Annotated in this window: 18 protein-coding genes; 4 read left to right on the top strand and 14 right to left on the bottom strand. The window is 52.5% G+C overall.

The features are described 5' to 3' along the window. Positions 1–398 precede the first annotated feature (398 nt). The 8 genes from ACTL32_RS11495 to ACTL32_RS11460 all read right to left on the bottom strand — a co-directional run bounded on the left by ACTL32_RS11495 (position 399) and on the right by ACTL32_RS11460 (position 6,723). Positions 399–1,997, bottom strand: a complete 1,599-nt coding sequence (locus ACTL32_RS11495; RefSeq protein WP_441341617.1) for an FMN-binding glutamate synthase family protein — start codon at positions 1,995–1,997, stop codon at positions 399–401. Between the two features lie 35 nt (positions 1,998–2,032). Next, positions 2,033–2,659, bottom strand: coding sequence for an NAD(P)H-binding protein (locus tag ACTL32_RS11490; RefSeq protein ID WP_441341616.1), 627 nt, complete (start codon positions 2,657–2,659; stop codon positions 2,033–2,035). A 74-nt stretch (positions 2,660–2,733) separates the two neighbouring features. After that, a complete protein-coding gene (locus ACTL32_RS11485; RefSeq protein WP_441341615.1) occupies positions 2,734–4,170 on the bottom strand; it encodes an amidase in 1,437 nt (478 codons plus the stop codon). 225 nt (positions 4,171–4,395) lie between these two features. Continuing rightward, a complete protein-coding gene (locus ACTL32_RS11480) occupies positions 4,396–4,734 on the bottom strand; it encodes a hypothetical protein (protein WP_441341614.1) in 339 nt (112 codons plus the stop codon). A 180-nt stretch (positions 4,735–4,914) separates the two neighbouring features. Then, complete coding sequence (locus ACTL32_RS11475; RefSeq protein WP_441341613.1) at positions 4,915–5,472, bottom strand: hypothetical protein; 558 nt, start codon at positions 5,470–5,472, stop codon at positions 4,915–4,917. Continuing rightward, positions 5,376–5,663 carry a helix-turn-helix domain-containing protein gene (locus ACTL32_RS11470; protein ID WP_441341612.1) on the bottom strand — a complete coding sequence of 96 codons (288 nt, stop codon included), beginning with the start codon at positions 5,661–5,663 and terminating at the stop codon, positions 5,376–5,378. The genes ACTL32_RS11475 and ACTL32_RS11470 overlap by 97 nt, the downstream gene beginning before the upstream one ends. A gap of 145 nt (positions 5,664–5,808) precedes the next feature. Further along, positions 5,809–5,997 carry a hypothetical protein gene (locus ACTL32_RS11465; RefSeq protein ID WP_441341611.1) on the bottom strand — a complete coding sequence of 63 codons (189 nt, stop codon included), beginning with the start codon at positions 5,995–5,997 and terminating at the stop codon, positions 5,809–5,811. A 252-nt stretch (positions 5,998–6,249) separates the two neighbouring features. Beyond that, a complete protein-coding gene (locus ACTL32_RS11460) occupies positions 6,250–6,723 on the bottom strand; it encodes a DinB family protein (RefSeq protein ID WP_441341610.1) in 474 nt (157 codons plus the stop codon). 157 nt (positions 6,724–6,880) lie between these two features. Here ACTL32_RS11460 and ACTL32_RS11455 point away from each other — a divergent pair, with 157 nt between their 5' ends. From ACTL32_RS11455 to ACTL32_RS11445, 3 genes are all read left to right on the top strand, one after another. Further along, positions 6,881–7,597 carry a 3-ketoacyl-ACP reductase gene (locus tag ACTL32_RS11455; RefSeq protein ID WP_441341609.1) on the top strand — a complete coding sequence of 239 codons (717 nt, stop codon included), beginning with the start codon at positions 6,881–6,883 and terminating at the stop codon, positions 7,595–7,597. Between the two features lie 131 nt (positions 7,598–7,728). Then, entirely contained in the window at positions 7,729–8,631 is a 903-nt protein-coding gene (locus tag ACTL32_RS11450; protein WP_441341608.1) for an alpha/beta fold hydrolase, read from the top strand. A gap of 194 nt (positions 8,632–8,825) precedes the next feature. Beyond that, the gene (locus ACTL32_RS11445) at positions 8,826–9,968 is read left to right on the top strand and encodes a CapA family protein (protein ID WP_441341607.1); all 1,143 of its coding nucleotides are present in this window, start codon (positions 8,826–8,828) and stop codon (positions 9,966–9,968) included. Between the two features lie 81 nt (positions 9,969–10,049). Here ACTL32_RS11445 and ACTL32_RS11440 read toward each other — a convergent pair whose 3' ends face one another. Genes ACTL32_RS11440 through ACTL32_RS11430 form a run of 3 tightly spaced genes read right to left on the bottom strand, consistent with a single transcriptional unit; the run spans position 10,050 to position 13,462 of the window. Next, complete coding sequence (locus tag ACTL32_RS11440) at positions 10,050–11,435, bottom strand: dihydrolipoamide acetyltransferase family protein (RefSeq protein ID WP_441341606.1); 1,386 nt, start codon at positions 11,433–11,435, stop codon at positions 10,050–10,052. Between the two features lie 25 nt (positions 11,436–11,460). Beyond that, positions 11,461–12,480: an alpha-ketoacid dehydrogenase subunit beta gene (locus ACTL32_RS11435; RefSeq protein ID WP_441341605.1), complete on the bottom strand. Its 1,020-nt coding sequence runs from the start codon at positions 12,478–12,480 to the stop codon at positions 11,461–11,463. A gap of 22 nt (positions 12,481–12,502) precedes the next feature. Next, entirely contained in the window at positions 12,503–13,462 is a 960-nt protein-coding gene (locus ACTL32_RS11430) for a thiamine pyrophosphate-dependent dehydrogenase E1 component subunit alpha (protein ID WP_441341669.1), read from the bottom strand. 292 nt (positions 13,463–13,754) lie between these two features. On the opposite strand from ACTL32_RS11430, the gene ACTL32_RS11425 reads away from it, so the two are divergent. Beyond that, complete coding sequence (locus ACTL32_RS11425; protein ID WP_441341604.1) at positions 13,755–14,291, top strand: hypothetical protein; 537 nt, start codon at positions 13,755–13,757, stop codon at positions 14,289–14,291. Between the two features lie 48 nt (positions 14,292–14,339). Here the strand turns inward: ACTL32_RS11425 and ACTL32_RS11420 are convergent, their stop codons facing one another. The 3 genes from ACTL32_RS11420 to ACTL32_RS11410 are packed head-to-tail and all read right to left on the bottom strand — an operon-like array spanning position 14,340 to position 18,073. Next, on the bottom strand, positions 14,340–15,464 hold the full coding sequence (locus ACTL32_RS11420; RefSeq protein ID WP_441341603.1) for a zinc-dependent alcohol dehydrogenase family protein: 1,125 nt from the start codon (positions 15,462–15,464) through the stop codon (positions 14,340–14,342). 25 nt (positions 15,465–15,489) lie between these two features. After that, the gene (locus ACTL32_RS11415) at positions 15,490–16,938 is read right to left on the bottom strand and encodes an aldehyde dehydrogenase family protein (RefSeq protein WP_441341602.1); all 1,449 of its coding nucleotides are present in this window, start codon (positions 16,936–16,938) and stop codon (positions 15,490–15,492) included. A gap of 25 nt (positions 16,939–16,963) precedes the next feature. Further along, positions 16,964–18,073, bottom strand: a complete 1,110-nt coding sequence (locus ACTL32_RS11410) for a zinc-binding dehydrogenase (protein WP_441341601.1) — start codon at positions 18,071–18,073, stop codon at positions 16,964–16,966. Positions 18,074–18,124: the final 51 nt, after the last annotated feature.

Below are 18,124 nucleotides of genomic sequence, written 5' to 3'. Positions count from 1 at the left end.
CTCCACTTCAGGCGGACGCTTTCCGCGGGCTCGCGCCGAACTAACTCGGACTGGCGTCCGAGTGGATTTCGGCACTTCGCTATCCCGCAGGAGACGCCGCCTTCCGTTCCAGATCCTGAAGCCAGCAGCTTACACCCAGTTGGTCAAAGCATGATTAGCGCCCCAACCTTATCCTTTTGATACAGGTGACACGCCCGACCGGTCTGGCCACGAGACTCCTGTGGGAGCAGCGAAGCGACTCGAGCTGAAGACCCTGGACTGAGCGAAGCGAGGGAAGCGGCTGAGGCCGAGCCCACGGAAAGCGAAGTGGCCAGCCCGGTCGGGCTTATACATCTCTATTCATTCAAATAAAACTTTGTCTACAGTATGAAAGGACCTCAAAGGTCCTTTTTAAGTGTTTATTTTTCTAGAGCACCAGTAATTTTTCCGAGCATGTTTTCGACATCCGAAATCCGGCCGTTGCCGTCTTTGAACAGGATATGCTTGCGTTCAAGTTTTGTCGGCGAATCGACGCCTGCTGCCGCAGCGATGTTGAAGAGGCCAGCGCGCAGCGACGTGACGTAATTGGTCGTGCGGTACATTTTCTCTTCTACTACCAGGCCGCTCTGCAGGTCCGGATCCGTTGTCGCTACTCCGGCCGGGCAAGTGTTCGTATGGCAGATTTCAGCCATGATGCAGCCGACGCTGATCATGAAGCCACGCGCAATCTGTACCAGGTCCGCGCCCATAGCAAGAGCAATCGCCGCTTTGTCCGGCGTGATAAGTTTGCCCGAAGCGATCAGCTTCACTTGATCACGGACGCCGTATTCACGGAGCACTTCATCGACAATCGGGAGTGCCGTCATGATTGGAAGACCGACCGAGTCGGCAAGTTCCTGATATGTAGCACCTGTTCCGCCTTCTCCACCATCGATGGAGATGAAATCCGGGCCGCTCTGCGGGCCTCGCTCTTTCAAGATCTGGGCCATTTCACGCAAACCTTCGATATCGCCGACCACAATTTTCATGCCGACCGGCTTGCCGCCCACTTCGCGCAGCTCGTCAATGAAATCGAACAGTTTCGGAAACGTATCGTATTCCACAAAACGGTTCGGGCTATTGACTGTCTTGCCGGGTTCGATCAGACGGATGCGTGCAATCTCTTCCGTCACTTTCTTTCCTTCCAAATGTCCGCCTCGGGTCTTCGCGCCTTGGGCAAGCTTCACTTCAAATGCTTTCACTTGGTCAATCGCCGCTTTTTCCTTGAATGCATCAATCGAAAACTCGCCAGCCGGTGTCCGGACACCAAAAAGGCCTGGGCCAATCTGCATGATGATGTCGGCGCCGCCCTTGAGATGATAATCCGACAATCCGCCTTCCCCGGTGTTCATCCACGTGCCTCCAGCCAGCGCCAAGCCTTTCGATAAGGCGGAAATGGCATGATCGCCAAGAGCGCCATAGCTCATGCCGGCTTGGCCGACAAGCCCTTTCAGGCGAAATGGCTGGCGCACACGACCCTCGCCAAGGACCACAGCATCTTCATCCCGGAGGTAGTACGGGTCGATCTGCACTTCCTCGCGGTGCTCTTTGCGCGTCATCAGCCCTTCTTTGTCGATGACGTATTTATACGTATTGACTTTCTTCGAGTTGTCGACGCGGAGTTCGGTATCCAGCCGAGGAAACAGGCTGTTGCGGATATAGAAGCCTTCTTCTTCAAAATCCCGGTTCGAACCGAAGCCGATGAGACGCTGATTGTATTTTGAAGCGCGCGTCACATCTTCGAACTGCATGCGCGAAAACGGCTTCCCTTCGTTGTCATCCGAAAATAAGTACTGCCGCAGTTCCGGCCCGACAGCTTCGGTCATGTACCGCACCCGGCCCAATAGCGGGAAATTCCGGAGAATCGCATGTTGTTTCTGACGATCATCTTTTTGGTACAGGTATGCCACATACGCCAGCGGCGCGACAATCATAGAGCCTGTCAGTGCCGATGGCAAGTATTTTGAAATTTTCCCCATAAATAAACCACCTCTTTTGGATTTGTCTTCCTTCTCTACTGCAGCGAACGAAATGCTTCTTTGATCGCCGTTCCCCCGGCTGCAATCCCGAATGATCGGTTGAATGTCTCCTGGCTGTCGAGGGCTTCCACCACTACAGCTGCAACATCTTCATAGGGGATTTCTTCATCAATGCTGCTATCGGCAGGCGAAATGGCAATGGTCCCTTTGCCCGGTTTGCTGACAGAATTCGAAGGCCGGATCACGGTATAGATGAACCCAGACCGTTTGACCAGTTCTTCCGGCTGTTCTTTTCCGCCGGTTTCCTTCGATTCATCCGATTCTTCCGGATGGACCGGGCTCACATAAATGAACCGCTGGACATTTTCTTGCCGCGCAGCTTCTACAGACCGGATGACCGCTTGATGATCGACCAATATATTTTTGTTCTCCCCGGCAATCGGATTGGCTCCGGCAATATAAACGATAGCCTCGCATCCTTTCACGACACCGGAAAATTTCTTCTCTTTTGCCACAATGACTTCTGAAGCTCCTAGCATCCGAAGTTCTTCCGCCCGGTTCTGTGTTTCTGCCATCGTAATGGACTCATGCCCGCGTTCAGCAAGCTGCCTCAAAACGTGCTCACCGACGTCGCCGCCGCCCCCAAAAACAAATACTCTCATCCAACCCCTCCTCTAGTTTTCCTCGTCATTCCTTGTTTCCCCTCTCCTATGCGAATAAAACAACCTGCCGGACGTTACAGCAATTGCGCCCGCCGGTAGCCGCCGTAATGCCTTTCCAGCCATTCACCCAGGCTGAATAAAGCATCTTCGTTGCCATTCTTGCTGATCAGCTGGACCCCGACCGGCATGCCGTTCTCATCCACACCAACAGGAACCGTCAAAGCCGGCAGCCCCCAGACGTTTGCATAGGCCGTATAGGGCATGAAGACCTGATAGGTTTTCTTGATTGAAAAGATTTCACTGTACATCATTCCGTGCTTGGGAGCCCCGGAATGGTAGACGGGCATCACCAGGATATGCTGATGCAAATAGCCATCGAGGATATGGTCGCCGTGCCGGATGGCTTTATGGATTTTCTTCAGCCTCCTAGGCGTCGGCTTGAACAAGCCGGCGCCGACAAGCGCCCAGGATAAATACTTATGGATATCCGCTTTGCCTGTCAGCCGCTCTTTGACATAAGCTTGCATCGGAAGTCCGGAAGGGCCGCCGAACGCTTCCTGCCGTGGCCCTTCCGCCCCGCCGATCGACATGATTTCCTGCCATATCTGTGCCGACTCCTCGAAATAAGGCGGCACTTCCCTCTCCGCATCAAACTCCTGAAGCAAATCCGCATAGATGGAGTCCAGCAGGTGGGCAGTAGCAGGCGACAATGGATACGCGGTCTTCGGCAGGACATTGAACGTGAACTGGCCGAGCTGTTTTACCGGCGCCGGCTTTTTCGCCACAATATTGTAAAGGAGGCGTGCGTCCCGCACCGATTTCACAATCGGCCCGATGCCGAGCATGCGCGATTGGAGTTCATGGTCTACCTTTGGGTAGCTGCCTTCCGCGGAAACTTGGCCGTTTCCTGATTTAAATCCGACCACCCCATTGAAATGGCTCGGAAACCGAATGGATCCGCCAATGTCAGACCCAAGCCCCGCCGCTGCAGCACCTGCCGCAATCATTGCCGCTTCCCCGCCGCTCGATCCTCCTGCCGTACGGGTCAAGTCATGCGGATTGTTTGTCCGGCCGTAGAGTTTATTGTCCGTCTCCTGGCAAAAGCACAGTTCAGGCGTATTGGTTTTCCCGAGGACGATGGCACCTTCCACTTTCAACCTGCGCACCACTTCCGCATCCGCATGCTGCACAAACCCTTTGCGCCGCAGGAGGCCGCCGGTCGTTTGCATCTTAGCGACATCGAACGCTTCTTTGATGGTAATCGGCACTCCCAGCAACCGGCCGCCGGGTTCGTTCTGCGCGATTTTTCGGTCCGCCCCTTCCGCCTCTTCCAATGCAGCCAAAAAGCGATCTTCCACCAAGCCATTCACCAAAGGATTGACCCGTTTAATATGGGCAATATATTGCTCCACAGCTTCCCGTGAAGTCATTTTACGAGCCGCTATCAGCTCTGCAATTTGTGTCGCATCCATATCCAAAATGCTCGTTGCTGTCTGTCCATAAGTTATCAAAGTACTTCCTCCTTAAAATTTTCTTTCTATTCAGATTATATAACACTTGTAAAGAAAGGGGTTTTTATTTCTCCATGCAAAAAACCGTGTTCGATGGAGTAGATCGGACACGGTTCAATGAATAAAGTGAATCATTGTTATACTCATTTTTTTATTGGCGCATCGCCGTTGCGAAGAGAAGGATGCGCCTGTCAGCTCTTCGCAGGAAACCCGCAAAGCCTGCATTTACTTGATCAACCGGCGCACTTCCCTGTTGCGGTAGATCGGCGTCAGGAAATAAAGTTCCTGGTGCCGCTTTTTGGAAAGCTGTACCAATTCCTCGAACACCGGTTTCGATACGGTGAATCTGCGCATTGCATCCGGCATCTTCTTCATTTTTTCCGGAGCCCCGCTCCAATTCACTTCTTCAAGCTCAACCCATGCGGTTTTGGTTTCGGCATTGCAGTCAACTGACAGCCGCGCGAAAAGCGTGATGAATTTGCGTCCTTCTTCTTCATGGGTATCTTTGACCCGGGTGAAGTAATATTTCGCTTCTTCTGCACTTAAAGGATGATCCGATTGCACGAACTTCATCTCCTTCGCGTATCTCGCCTATTCTTAAGACCTCTTGCTTATACGTTTGTCCGCATGAAAAAGTTTCGGTTGAATTTGAATTTCCTTTTGAGTTGACGGCGAGTGGTGATCCTCCCGGCCTTGTCGCCTGGATTGTTTTTATATAATATCCATCCATCTGCGCAGCCGATCTCAAACTGTCGTTTTTTTCTCATGAGGTTCCTCCTGGATCAAGTTAACATACCGGCTGCCTTCGGCTCCTGCCAAAATCCGGTTGCTTGTGAGCCCCAGAAATTCCAACGCCTCCCGGCGGTTCGCTTCCGTGTCGCTGCTGAAGATATGCTTAGAGATCCCAGCGATGCCGCTTCGTTTTGCCAAGCGGTCCAACTGGTTCTTCATGAAAGTTGAGTTGTACAATACGGCCACTTTGCTCAAGTATGGCAGAAGCCACAGCTGCAGGTCTTCCCAGACATCGTAGACTTCAGGGCTAAACACGAACGGCTGCCCATCGACCACCATCGCTTCGTTGTCGATCAATAATTTAATTTCCCCCCGCTTCAGAAGCAGCGCCAGGCTTTTGATGTGCTGTGCGATCTTCTGCACATCGTTTTCACTGAGCGGCCCGGCAATCCGCCATGAAATCACCTGATCAATCAGGTTGATGTCATAGATGAACCGTTCTTCGAGCGGTTTCTTAAGCTCGCGTTTGAAAAATGCGGAACGCGGAGCAAAACTTTCGTGCTCAAACAAATACGACAGATCCACATCCAGCGCATTGGCCAGCTTTCGATATTGAGGAGCGACAAGTTCTTCTCGCCCCGTTCGATGGCGCCTACATAGGAACGGTCCAATTCGGCCCGGATTGCCAGAGACTCCTGTGTAATGCCAGCCTTCAAGCGCAGCTCTTTCACGCGCTTCCCGAAATCGGTTAATACCACCATAGAAACACCCCTTCCATGATTGTTCTAGTCTGTTTAAAAATGAAAAAGTCCGCATAATCGGATCCTCTCCAATGCGGGTTTGCCATTAACATCCGGCTTTTGGAGCGCCTCTTGAAACAGCTGGCCGCATCCGCAGCCGGGCTCCCTAGGAATGGGCTAACGGCTTTTTCTTCCCTGGATCCTGCCGGAAGCCCTGCCGGATCCCCTTCAGTTTCCGCCAAGCCTTATGCCCAAATGTCTCCTGTTCCTCCTTTTGGAACTTCCATGCAATGCGGGCATTGCATTCTACTGCTTCTTTTTGTGCCTGGGCGATCATTTCCAATTCTTTCATCATTTTAACTACCTCCGTCCGTCTCCTCTAAATTCGGCGCAATGCCTGAAGGAGTCCACCACCTCAACCATTATAGAAAGTGGCTTTACGAAACGCTACGGACGATAAATCTCTTTTATCTTATTTTATTAATAATTTTTGATTTTATTTCGAATCACAACCGCCCTATTGGCCAAAAGGTCCACTTTTTCCCGAATCCCATTCATCCAATAATCATATATTGCTTTAGCCAGCAACTTGTTCTTACGATGCCAATCAGGCTTCGGCATCGTTTTGCGGTGGCCATAAACCGATCAGGCTGCGGACGGTTACGACTTGCCCTGCATGATAGCTGTTATGGTTGACGAGCACCATCAGCAAATCGGCGCGTGTCCGTCCGGATTTCCCGTATCCCGGCTCCGAAAGATCTTTGCCTGCCTCTTCTTCAGCTGCCTTCAATCCCTGTAAAAAGCGCTCGACCCCGGATTCCCACATTTCACGGGTTTGCGGCGCCGGATCGGCCGGCCACGATTCTTCAGGATGCACGGGATCTTTCACGGTTTTGTTTTTCAAGTAGGCCAGCATAAAATCCTGCCAATAATTCATATGGAAAAGCAGTTCCCAAACAGAGTGGGGGCAATTATCGGGCTTCTTGCCCGATGCCTGCCAGTCCAACCCCTCAAAAATGCTTGCGGTGTCTACATGCGCTGAAGCCCCATGCAATCCACGGTGGAAAAAAATTTCCGTCATTGTAATTCCTCCCGCCAGTCTGCAGCTTGGTATAAGCTGCGTTATCCTTTTTAAATTCCACATCGAATTCCATAATCCTTTTTCTGTACAATGTTTAGCATTCTGCGGAACGGGTTGATATAGTATTGGAGACAATAAGAATTTAAGGAGTGTTTTCATGCAAAACCTAAAAGGCAAAACCGCCATTATCACAGGCGCCGGAAGGGGCATCGGGCGCGCAGCCGCCATCGCTTTCGCCAAAGAAGGGATCAACGTCGGACTCATTGGCAGAACTGGTGCGCATCTTGAAGAAGTTCTGAAGGAACTCGAGCAATACGGAGCCAAATCTGCCATGGCCGCTGCAGATGTTTCCAACAGCGACGCTGTAGCCGCGGCTGTCGAACATATCCGCTCGGAACTCGGTCCCATCGATATCCTCATTAACAATGCGGGCATCGGGAAATTCGGCAAGTTCCTTGAATTGTCGCCGGAAGAATTCCGCAGCATCATCGATGTCAACTTGATGGGCGTCTATAACGTGACGCGGGCCGTTCTTCCTGAAATGATCGAACGCCAAAGCGGCGATATCATCAACATCTCTTCCACTTCCGGCCAAAAAGGAGCGCCGGTCACGAGCGCATACAGCGCTTCGAAATTCGGTGTGCTTGGTTTGACCGAGTCGCTGATGCTCGAAGTCCGCAAGCACAATATCCGGGTCAGCGCGTTGATGCCAAGTACTGTGGTCACCGACTTGGCGTACTCGGAGAATTTGATCCAAGGCGATCCGGAAAACGTCATGCATCCCGAAGACTTAGCGGAAGTCATGGTGGCACAATTGAAACTGCATCCGCGGATCCTATTGAAATCCGCTGCACTTTGGTCGACCAATCCATAATATCGATGCAACCGCCCTTCATGTTCATGCATGAAGGGTTTTTACTTGTTCACGGCATTTCTTTAAATCGCCCAATCAGGTATACTAAAATCAATAAAAGACTGAATTTTTAGATAAAAGGAGGAATTCCATTGAAGAAATATCTGCAAGCGGCTGCTGCGGTTGCCGCTGTAACGGTTCCGCTCCTCTACGTTTCGGATATGCGGAGCGCCTATAAGCGGCTTGAAGAATACGGCGTGGCGCGTTTCAAATCCGAATTTGGCCAAATGACCTACATTGACGAAGGCGCCGGTGAAGCGATCCTCATCAGCCATGGCATATTCGGCGGCTACGACCAGGGCATCGCTTCCCTCAAGGCAATTGTCGGCGAAAACTGCCGGAAAATCGCCCCTTCCCGTTTCGGTTATCCCGGCTCCAAGCTGCCGGCCCATCCGACGCCTCAAAATCAGGCCCGGGTGTTTGCGGAGTTGCTCGACGAGTTGAAAATCGAAAAAACTTTCGTCTTGGCCACTTCTGCCGGCGGCGCAGCCGCGCTGTCATTTGCGCTTACCTACCCCGAACGGACAAAAGGGCTGATTCTTTTGTCTTCCGGTGTTCCGTCCTGCAAAATGACACCGGAACAACTAAAGCCGGCCGGCCCGCCGATCCCGTTGTTGAGCGAATTTCCGATGTGGCTGACGACCAAATCGCTGGGGCCGGTCTTTAGCGTGCTGTTCGGTTCGGATGTCGACAAGGACTTCCTCAAGACGATGCTTCCGGTGAAGCCGCGCCGCCAAGGCATTGAGACGGACGCCAACGTCACCAACCTCGACATGGACTTGAATTACGAAGAGTACCCCGTCGAGGAAATCAAAGCACCGATCCTTGTCATACACGCCAAGGACGATCCGATGGTATTGTTCGACAACACCGAAAAGTTCATTGCCCGGACCCATCCGGAAACGGCGCTTTTCGAAAGCGGAGGACATCTTTTATCCGGCCATGAAAAAGAAGGGAGCACTGCCGTACAGGAATTCATCCGCCAACATGCGTGAAAAAGAATAGTTCACAGCCAACTAAGGAACATCTGATTGTTTTCAATTTATACACGTGTATCTTTATTCCCTGTACTTTTAAAACAAGCTAGTTATTTTCTCGCAAAAACAGTACAATGTTTAAAAAGTTATTATCGACGTTTGCTTGTTTAATAAATTTTTCAACAGGTTATTTGATCGGGGGATCAACCAAATTGAAATCACGTTGCAGAATGTTCATCACCGCTTTTCTGGCCGCCGGGTTGGCACTGGCCGGCTGTGCGCCGGAACCGGCTGCCGTCTTAGAAGCCAGCTCCCGTAATTTCGGCGCCCGCCTGGCACCGTCAAGCGAAGTTCCTACCGAATTCAGCCGCACCCGCAGCGCATCGATTTCTGCAATAGGGGATGTGCTTATCCACGGCACCGTTTATCAAGACGCCAAAACCGCAGATGGCTATGATTTCCATCCGATGTTTGAAGGAGTGGCGCCGTTCCTCTCCCAGTCTGACATCACCATTGCAAATTCGGAAAGCCTCATCGGTGGCAGTGGAATCGGCGTGTCGACCTACCCTTCTTTCAATAGCCCTTTTGAGTTGGGCGACGCAATGAAAAATGCCGGCGTTGATATTGTTTCGATGGCCAATAACCATACACTCGATCGCGGCGAAACAGCCATCCGAAATGCACTTGGCCATTGGCGGTCGCTCGACATTAAGACAACCGGTGCATTTCCGGCGCAAAAGGAGAAAGACGCCGGCGTGTCGCTTACCGAGAACGGCATCACATTTTCTTTCTTGTCCTATACTTATGGCACGAACGGGCAAGAAACCCCTCGGGGAAAAGAATACCTCGTCCAACGGATCGACAAGGAAAAGATCAGACAGGACCTGGCGATAGCCCGTGCCGAATCTGATATCGTCGTGCTCAGCCTACACTTCGGGGTCGAATATGAAACCATGCCGAATGCCGAACAGCTCGAGCTCGCGCATTTTTCGGCAGAACACGGAGCCGACGTCATTCTCGGCCACCATCCGCACGTGCTGCAGCCTGCCCAGTGGATCCATGCGTCCGACGGGCGAAAAGTATTTGCCGTGTATTCACTGGGCAACTTCTTGTCGGGGCAGGACGTGCTCGAGCGGAAGGTCGGCGGCATCGTCCACATCACAGCTATAAAGACGGAAAAGGCAGGTTCTGAAACGGTCATGCTGGCAAACCCGGCTTTTACGCCGACATTTGTCGAAAACACCGATTTGAAGGATTTCCAAGTCAAACTGTTGAAAACCGTCGACCCAAAGCTTAACGAAGCAACAAAACAGCATATAGCGAGATGGATGCCGGAAATGGAATTTCAGGAATAGACCATTGCTTATAATCAAACAGCCCCTTCCTTGCCAGTATGCCGGACAAGGAAGGGGCTGTTTGGTTCACCTAATTTGCTTTCACTTTTCTTTTTTCTCCAGAAACCGTTTGGGTTTTTCCAGAAGTCGGATCAATTCATCAAGGAATTTGGCAGCCGGAGCGCCGTCAATGGCGCGGTGGTCCACCGTCAAGCTGAGCGGCACCCGGCGGCGGACACGCACTTTCCGGCCCTCCATCACCAGATAGTCTTCGATTTTGCCGATGCCGAGAATAGCCGTTTCCGGCGGATTGATGATTGGCGTGAAAAATTGCACAGAATGGCCGCCAAGGCTTGTGACCGTAAAGGAACTGCCGGAACTTTCCTCTTTGGATAGTTTTCCGCTGCGCGCTTTTTCAGCCAGTTCACCGAGTTTCTGATGAAGTTCGCTTGCAGTCCCTTCATTTGCCCGGGGCACACTGGCAACGAGCAGTCCATTTTCGGTATCGATGGCAAATCCAAGGTCAACCGTCTTTTTCAACTGGATTCCATTTTCTGAGATATGGGCATTCAATGCCGGATGGTTTTGGAGCGCATGTGCGACTGCTTTGCCAAACAGGGCAGTCCAACCGGCGCCCTCTCCCAGCTTTTCTTTTTTCGCTTCCAATTTCGTGACATCCGCCCATGCCATCTCGGTCAGCTGGGCACTTTGCTGGAGGCTCTGCGTCATCCGGCGGGCAATCACTCCGCGTGTGCCAGTCAGCGGGATGATATTCTCGGAAGGTTCAGCTCCTGCAGTTTCCTGTGCTTTGCCGCCATCCGCCTTAGCCAACCCACCCGGTGATCCGGAATCCTCAGTCGTTGCGGCGTCTTCTACTGTTGCGGATGCTTCATCTGTAGCTGATGTTTCATCTTTTGCAGACGATTTTTCTGCTGCTTCGGGCTCACCCGCTCCCGCTCCGCGAATATCTTCTTCTGTAATTTTGCCGTTCCGTCCGGTACCTTTGACGTTCTCCAAGTCGACGCCTAGCTCCCTCGCGAGCTTCCGCAGGCCGGGTGCTACCCGGGGCGTTTCTTGTACAGTTTCTTGTACAGTTTCTTGTGCCTTCTCTTCAGCTGGTTTCTCAATTTTTCCAACGATCTCCTGTTCTTCCGGCTTCTTGCCCTTTCGCTTCGCTGCGGGTTTCTTCCCGGTTTTATCCGGCTCTGCTGCAGCTTCAACCAGTTTCTGCTCTTCCGCCTCCTTTTCTTTCCCGTCTTCCCCGATCAGGACAAGGACTTCGTCCACTTTGGCGGATTCCCCGCGCTTCACTTTGATTTCTTTGATGACGCCATCCCTCTCTGATTCGATTTCCGTCACTTCTTTTTCCGTCTGCACTTCCAATAGCCGATCGCCTTTTTTTACGGTATCTCCTGCTGAAACAAACCAGATGACGACCAGGCTTTCATCAACGTCTTCCCTAATTTTCGGCAGCTTCATCTCAAACATCCAAACGCCTCCTGTACCCCAGTTGTCATTCATTCATCAGTTTTTTCACATGCTCGTAAATCTTGTCCGCATTCGGCAGGACGAATTGCTCCATTGGCCGGCTATATGGAATCGGAACATCCGGATTTGCCAGCCGGCGGATCGGCGCTTCCAAATCGTAGAATACTTCTTCAGCGACAATCGCGGCCACTTCTGCAGTCATGCCGTATGATTTATAATCTTCGTCCACGACGAACAGCCGATGGGTCTTCTTAACCGATTGGATGATCGTTTCCTTATCGATCGGCGCCACCGAACGGAGGTCGATCACTTCTGCTTCAATGCCTTCTTTTGCAAGTTTCTCAGCAGCTGCAACTGCCTCGTGCACCATCATCTGCAATCCGACGATTGTCACGTCCTTTCCTTCCCGCACAACTTTCGCTTTATCGAGCGGCACGGTATAGGATTCTTCCGGTACGTGATCCACTGCTGCATCAAGCTGTTCCATCCAGCCCAATCCTTGAAGCGATTTATGGAACATGAATAGCACCGGATTGTCATCGCGGATGGCTGAGACCATCATGCCTTTCAAGTCGTATGGATTGGAAGGCGCCACCACTTTCAAACCTGGCATGTGGCCGAATGTTGCGTAAAGCGTCTGTGAATGCTGCGCAGCATCGTTATAGCCGCCGCCGACAGCCGTCATCAGGACCATCGGCAATTTGACGTTCCCTCCGGACATGTACTGGATTTTCGCCATGTGATTGTAGATCTGATCCATGCAGACGCCGAAAAAGTCGACGAACATCAATTCAGCAACCGGACGCATGCCTTCAGCGGCCGCCCCGATAGCTGCACCGATAAAAGCTGTCTCGGAAATCGGCGTATCCAAGACCCTGGAGGCGCCGAATTTTTCAATCAGCCCTTGCGTGGAACCGAAAATGCCGCCGTATTTCCCGATATCTTCCCCTAGTACAAAAACGTTCGGATCACGTTCCATTTCCTGAGAAATGGCTTCCGCCATCGCTTTATTGCCTGTCAGCATCCTTTTTTTTGCTGTTTCCATTCTTTTATAGCCCCTTTCGTTTTTAAGATGAGAAGACATCTTTCAGCGCATCTTCCGGTGCAGGGTACTCGCTGTCACGCGCAAACTGGTATGCTTCGTCCACTTCCTGCTTCACCCGCTTTTCAATTTCCTCGAGTTCCTTGTCCGTTGCACCTTCTGATTCCACCAGACTGTTCCGCAGTTTTAAAATCGGGTCCTGCTCGCGAAGGCCCGGGACCTCCTCTTTATCACGGTACAGTTCCGGATCACCCTGGAAATGCCCGAGGAACCGGTATGTCTCGATTTCGATAATGGTCGGGCCTTGACCATTGCGGGCTCTCGCAACAGCTTCTTCCGACGCTTTGTACATCGCAATCGGATCATTGCCTTTTACATGGGCGCCTGCAATCCCGTACGCGGCAGCCCGGAGGTCATTCGTTTCCACGGCTGTCGCCGACTTTTTCGGCACGGAAATTCCGTACGAATTGTCTTCAACCACGACAATGAGCGGCAAATCCCAAACCGCCGCCAAATTCAGCGATTCGTGGAACGCTCCGGCATTCGCTGCGCCTTCGCCGATGAATGCGACGGCCACCCAGTCCTTCCCTTGCATTTTGGCTGCCAAAGCAGCTCCAACCGCATGCGGAATTCCAGCAGCCACAATCCCGCCGCAGGAAAACTTCACTTCTGGATCGAACAGGTGCATATGGCCGCCTTTCCCTTTGCCTAGCCCCGTTTTTTTCCCGAACATTTCAGCAGTCATTTTTTTCAGGTCGACGCCTTTCGCAATGGCGTGGTGATGCGGCCGGTGCGGGGCGGTTACGGTGTCGTCTTTGGTGAGATGGACGCAAATACCTGCGGCCGCCGGTTCCTGCCCTGTCGACAGATGCATCTCTCCCGGGACTGGCCCCGCACCGATATTGAATACCGGCGTCTTGCCTTCCGTATAGACTTCCACCATCTGGTCTTCAAAATATCGGCTCTTCGCCATCATTTCATACATCCACTTCAGCTTTTCCACGGACACAGCTGGCTGTTTTTCTTCGAAAATAGTCAAAATCTCTTCCTCCTTGTCTGATATATTTCCGGGTTTTATGCTACCTCAGCCTCGCGCTTTTCTACTTCTAATGGTAGGTGTTTTCTGTTAATTGTCAATATTCAATTATTAATCGTATTCTTTTCCGAATTTTCGGCCTATCTTTTGAATAAAATCTTATATTCTGGTAAATTTATGATAAGATGATATTAATCTGAATATTCCAACCGACACATATCAACTATAAGGAGGGGTTCATTTGCCAACTGACCGCGATTCCATCAGCAGCCCTGGAAAGAAATCACGTTTTGCCGGACCGAAACTCCTCTTGGCTGCTTGTTTGGCAGCAGCAGCGATGTTCCATGCCCCTCCAGTGCTTGCCCATAATGACGGCGGCAGCTGGCCGGCACATGATATGCGCACGATTGCCTGCGAAGGCGCATTTGTCAACGGCAAAGGCATCGTTAAAGCCAATACACCGCGATATGCCACCGCCTGGAACGGCCGCAGCACGGATACGGTTTTCTGGAATCCTATTTTATACAGGTATAACGGCAAGCAATACGTCCAATGGACCGGCGTCGGTTCATGGGATGCCTACGCCTACGTCACGCAGTACGGCTTGAATCCCGATGCCAAACCCGGCTGGCGCAGCACGGCGACCGGCGCTCAGATTTCGTTCCTGAGCTTCAAGGATCTGCCGACTGGTTCGTATAAAGTGCTGAATCAGCTCCACTGGGTCAGCACCGCAAAAACCCATAGCGAGTGGGGCCCGAATGCCTGCACCATCAAATAAACGCAAAAAAGCCATCCTTCCGCATAGCGCGCAGGATGGCTTTTCCAATTAAAATTTGATAATGACGCGCGATGAATCACCGGAAGCCAGTTTGTCGAAGCCTTCGTTGATTTCATCGAGTATGATAAAGTCGCTGATCAGTTTATCCACCGGGAGCCGGTCTTCCTGGAACAAATTCATATAGCGAGGAATGTCCCGGCTCGGCACACAACTGCCGAGATACGATCCTTTAAGCGTCCGCTCCTCGGCAGTCAGCGTGACATACGGAAACGAGAACTGCGCTTCCGGATGCGGCAGGCCGGTTGTCACGGTCGTCCCCCCGCGTTTGGTGATGCCGTAAGCCACTTCCATTGCAGGAGCAGCCCCGGCCGTCTCGAATGCAAAATCCAGGCCGCCTCCCGTCGCCTCACGGATTTTCGCGACCACATCCTTATCGCGCGAATCGAAGACGTCCGTCGCGCCGAGTTCTTTCGCCTGCTTCAATTTCTGCTCATTGATATCCACTGCAACGATGCGGCTGGCCCCTGCGGCCAGTGCGCCGAGAAGGGCGCTGAGTCCGATGCCGCCAAGGCCGACAATTGCTACGGTGCTCCCGAGCTTGACGCTGGCGGTATTGACGACCGCCCCGACACCCGTAATCACCGCACAGCCGAACAGCGCCGCTTTTTCAAACGGGATGTCCTTACTGAATTTCACGACCGAGTTGCGCGATACGACTACGTATTCCGAAAATGCGGACACGCCGACGTGGTGGTTCACTTCTTCGTCCCCGGCATGCAAGCGGCGTTCGCCGCCAAGCAAGGTTCCGGCTGTATTGCTGACAGCCCCAGGCTCACAAAGGGCCGGCCGGCCTTCCCGGCAAGGGCCGCACTGGCCGCAGCTCGGTACGAAGACGCACGCTACATAATCTCCGGCTTCCAGGTCCAACACACCTTCTCCGATTTCCATGACGATGCCGGCCGCTTCATGGCCAAGCGCCATCGGCATCGGCCGCGGACGGCTTCCGTTGATGACGGACAAGTCGGAATGGCAGAGGCTTGCTGCTTTGATTTGGACGAGCACCTCTCCCGGTCCCGGCGAATCCAATTCCAATGTTTCAATTTTGATTGGCTGGCTTTCTGCATAAGGCGTCTCTAAGCCCATTTCCCGCAGTACGGCTGATTTCACTTTCATTCGGCACGCTCCTTTACTTTTTCGTTCAATACAGTTTGATCCCGATAAATTTGAGGTCGGTCATGCTCTCGATGGAATATTTGACGCCTTCCTTGCCGATGCCGCTGCTTTTCACACCGCCGTAAGGGATGTGGTCATAGCGCCTTACGGAAACTTCGTTGATCCAGACGCCTCCCGTATCGATTGCATCGGCCATCCGCATCGCCCGGTTGATGTCTGCGGTAAAGACGCCGGCATGGAGGCCGAAATCGGTCTCGTTGGCGTGGGCGACGACTTCCTCTTCTGTAGAGAACGGCATGACGCTGACGATCGGCGCGAACACTTCCACGCAAACGACTTTCATTTCCGCAGTGGCGTCCGCCACGACTGTCGGCTGGAGCATCGAACCTCTCCGCTCTCCCCCTGTTAAAACGGTTGCGCCTTGCTGCTTCGCTTCCTGGATCCACGATTCTGCCCGCTCCGCCGCTTCCTCGGTGATCATCGGGCCCATATCCGTCGATTCATCCAATGGATCGCCGGTTTTCAGCGCGCTGACTTTCTCCACCAATTTATCGAGAAACGGCTGGTATACCGATTCGTGCACGTAAATGCGCTGAGCGGAGACACAAGCCTGGCCGGCATACGTAAAGCCGCCGAGCACAATCGAATTGGCTGCCAGCTCCAAATCAGCATCTTCAAAAATGATGTTGGGTGCGTTCGATCCGAGTTCAAGCGTCACTTTTTTCCGTTTCGCCATATCATGGATTTTCCAGCCGACAGCACCGCTTCCGGTAAACGTCACTTTTTTGACTTTCGGATGGGTGACAAGCGGTTCGACAAGTTCCTGGCCTGGGCCCATGACAATATTCAATGCCCCTTTCGGCAAGCCGGCTTCTTCGAATAATTGGTGAAGCAGCACCGGCGTGAACGGTGTTTTTTCTGCCGGCTTCAAGACGATTGTATTGCCGACCGCCAGTGCAGGCGCCACTTTATGGAGCACCAGATTCAACGGGAAATTGAACGGGGTAATCGCCGCGACCACCCCGAGCGGCACACGTTTCGCGATGCCGACCCCTTTCTCGCCGCCGATGGCGCTATCGAGTGGAATGGTTTCCCCGTAGATCGCTTTCGCCCCTTCCGAAGCGAAACGCAGCACCTGGACCGCCCGGAGGACTTCGCCTCTCGCTTCTTTGATCGGCTTGCCCGCTTCAAGTGCGAGCACCTGGGCAAATTCATCGGAACGTCCTTCGAGCAGGTCCGCTGTTTTCCGCAGAATTTCCGAGCGCTTGTGCGCCGGCATCCCTTTCATCGATTCTTCGTAGGTCCGGTGTGCACTTTCGACCGCGGCTTTCACATCATCCGGCGTCGCGCAAGAAATCTTTCCGATCACTTCATTGTTATAAGGATTGAAGACCTCAAGATCTTTATGGCCGTCTTTTTCCAGCGGCGTTCCGTCGATGATTGAACTGAAATGGTAATTCAATGTATTCAACATCTGCTGATCCTCCTATTGGGTTTCATTATCTCTCCATGACGATGGATGCTCTTGTCACTTCCCTCGCTGCAGACTTGTCGAGCGCCAGCTTGATTTCATCAATCGAGAATTCCGCATCCATCATGTCATCAAACGGATATTTCCCTTGGGTATCAGACAAAAATTTCAACGCTTTGTACAGATACCAAGGGTTATAGCGGACAACCGGAATGATCTGGATCGATTTGCGCGTCAGGAGACCCGGATCGAAATCCACCATTTTCCCCGGTGTGATGTTCCCGATTGTCACGTATTTTCCGCCTGGCCGGATCAAGTGGATGCCTTCTGCAAAAGCTGCCGGCACGCCGGTCACTTCCATCGCCATATCGGCGCCAATGCCTCCGGTCAAATCCAGAACCGCTTGGGCACGCTCTGCCGTGGACCCGTAGTCATTCATGTTCAGCACATGATCCGCCCCGAACTGCTTCGCTTGCTTCAGGCGGCCTACAACCCCGTCAATCGCGATGACCGTCGCGCCTTTTTCCTTGGCAACCGCGATTGCATTCAGGCCGAGCCCACCGGCTCCCTGGATGACGATGGTCTGCCCGTACGTCACCCCGCTTTTATCCAGCCCGAAGTAAACCTGGGACAACGCACAGTTTGCGCTGGCTGCGGAGGCTTCCGACACATTATCCGGCACTTTATAGAAATACTGGTCTGGGTGAATGTAATAATGCGAAGCGAAGGTGCCATGGAAATGAGGGCTTTCTTCCGGAGCTTGGTTCCAAAAATCGTACGCGTGTTCACAAAGATGGAAATGCCCTTCCCGGCAGGCGGCGCATTTTCGGCAGGTAATATAGTAAGCCGATACGATTCGGTCCCCTTTTTTGATCGGTTCGCCTGCAAAATCGGTGTCCACCCCTTCGCCAAGCGAATGGACTTCCCCGATCATCTCATGTCCGAGCACGCCTTTTTTCTTTGTCGGGTGCTGCCCTCTCCAGATATGCAGTTCCGATCCGCAAATATTGGATCGCAGCACTTTTAGCAGGACCGCTCCCGGCCCGGGCTTCGGCAATTCATATTCCCGGTAGCTGAGTTTTTCAGGTTCATCCATGACAGCGACGCGCCCTTTCTCCATTGCTGGTTCGTTGGACATTGCTTCACGCTCCCTCGATCTTTTGTCAATTCTCTTTCATTATACTTAACC

This window comes from Planococcus sp. FY231025, assembly GCF_052078085.1.
Taxonomy (GTDB): Bacteria; Bacillota; Bacilli; order Bacillales_A; family Planococcaceae; genus Planococcus.
This window is presented reverse-complemented; position numbering and strand designations above follow the sequence as displayed.

What these genes read in the sequence shown, in the direction of transcription:
- ACTL32_RS11495 (WP_441341617.1), bottom strand. Translation starts at nt 1,997, where the DNA reads ATGGGGAAAATTTCAAAATACTTGCCATCGGCACTGACAGGCTCTATG.
- ACTL32_RS11490 (WP_441341616.1), bottom strand. Translation starts at nt 2,659, where the DNA reads ATGAGAGTATTTGTTTTTGGGGGCGGCGGCGACGTCGGTGAGCACGTT.
- ACTL32_RS11470 (WP_441341612.1), bottom strand. Translation starts at nt 5,663, where the DNA reads ATGGTGGTATTAACCGATTTCGGGAAGCGCGTGAAAGAGCTGCGCTTG.
- ACTL32_RS11465 (WP_441341611.1), bottom strand. Translation starts at nt 5,997, where the DNA reads ATGATGAAAGAATTGGAAATGATCGCCCAGGCACAAAAAGAAGCAGTA.
- ACTL32_RS11460 (WP_441341610.1), bottom strand. Translation starts at nt 6,723, where the DNA reads ATGACGGAAATTTTTTTCCACCGTGGATTGCATGGGGCTTCAGCGCAT.
- ACTL32_RS11455 (WP_441341609.1), top strand. Translation starts at nt 6,881, where the DNA reads ATGCAAAACCTAAAAGGCAAAACCGCCATTATCACAGGCGCCGGAAGG.
- ACTL32_RS11440 (WP_441341606.1), bottom strand. Translation starts at nt 11,435, where the DNA reads ATGTTTGAGATGAAGCTGCCGAAAATTAGGGAAGACGTTGATGAAAGC.
- ACTL32_RS11435 (WP_441341605.1), bottom strand. Translation starts at nt 12,480, where the DNA reads ATGGAAACAGCAAAAAAAAGGATGCTGACAGGCAATAAAGCGATGGCG.
- ACTL32_RS11430 (WP_441341669.1), bottom strand. Translation starts at nt 13,462, where the DNA reads ATGTATGAAATGATGGCGAAGAGCCGATATTTTGAAGACCAGATGGTG.
- ACTL32_RS11420 (WP_441341603.1), bottom strand. Translation starts at nt 15,464, where the DNA reads ATGAAAGTGAAATCAGCCGTACTGCGGGAAATGGGCTTAGAGACGCCT.
- ACTL32_RS11415 (WP_441341602.1), bottom strand. Translation starts at nt 16,938, where the DNA reads ATGTTGAATACATTGAATTACCATTTCAGTTCAATCATCGACGGAACG.
- ACTL32_RS11410 (WP_441341601.1), bottom strand. Translation starts at nt 18,073, where the DNA reads ATGTCCAACGAACCAGCAATGGAGAAAGGGCGCGTCGCTGTCATGGAT.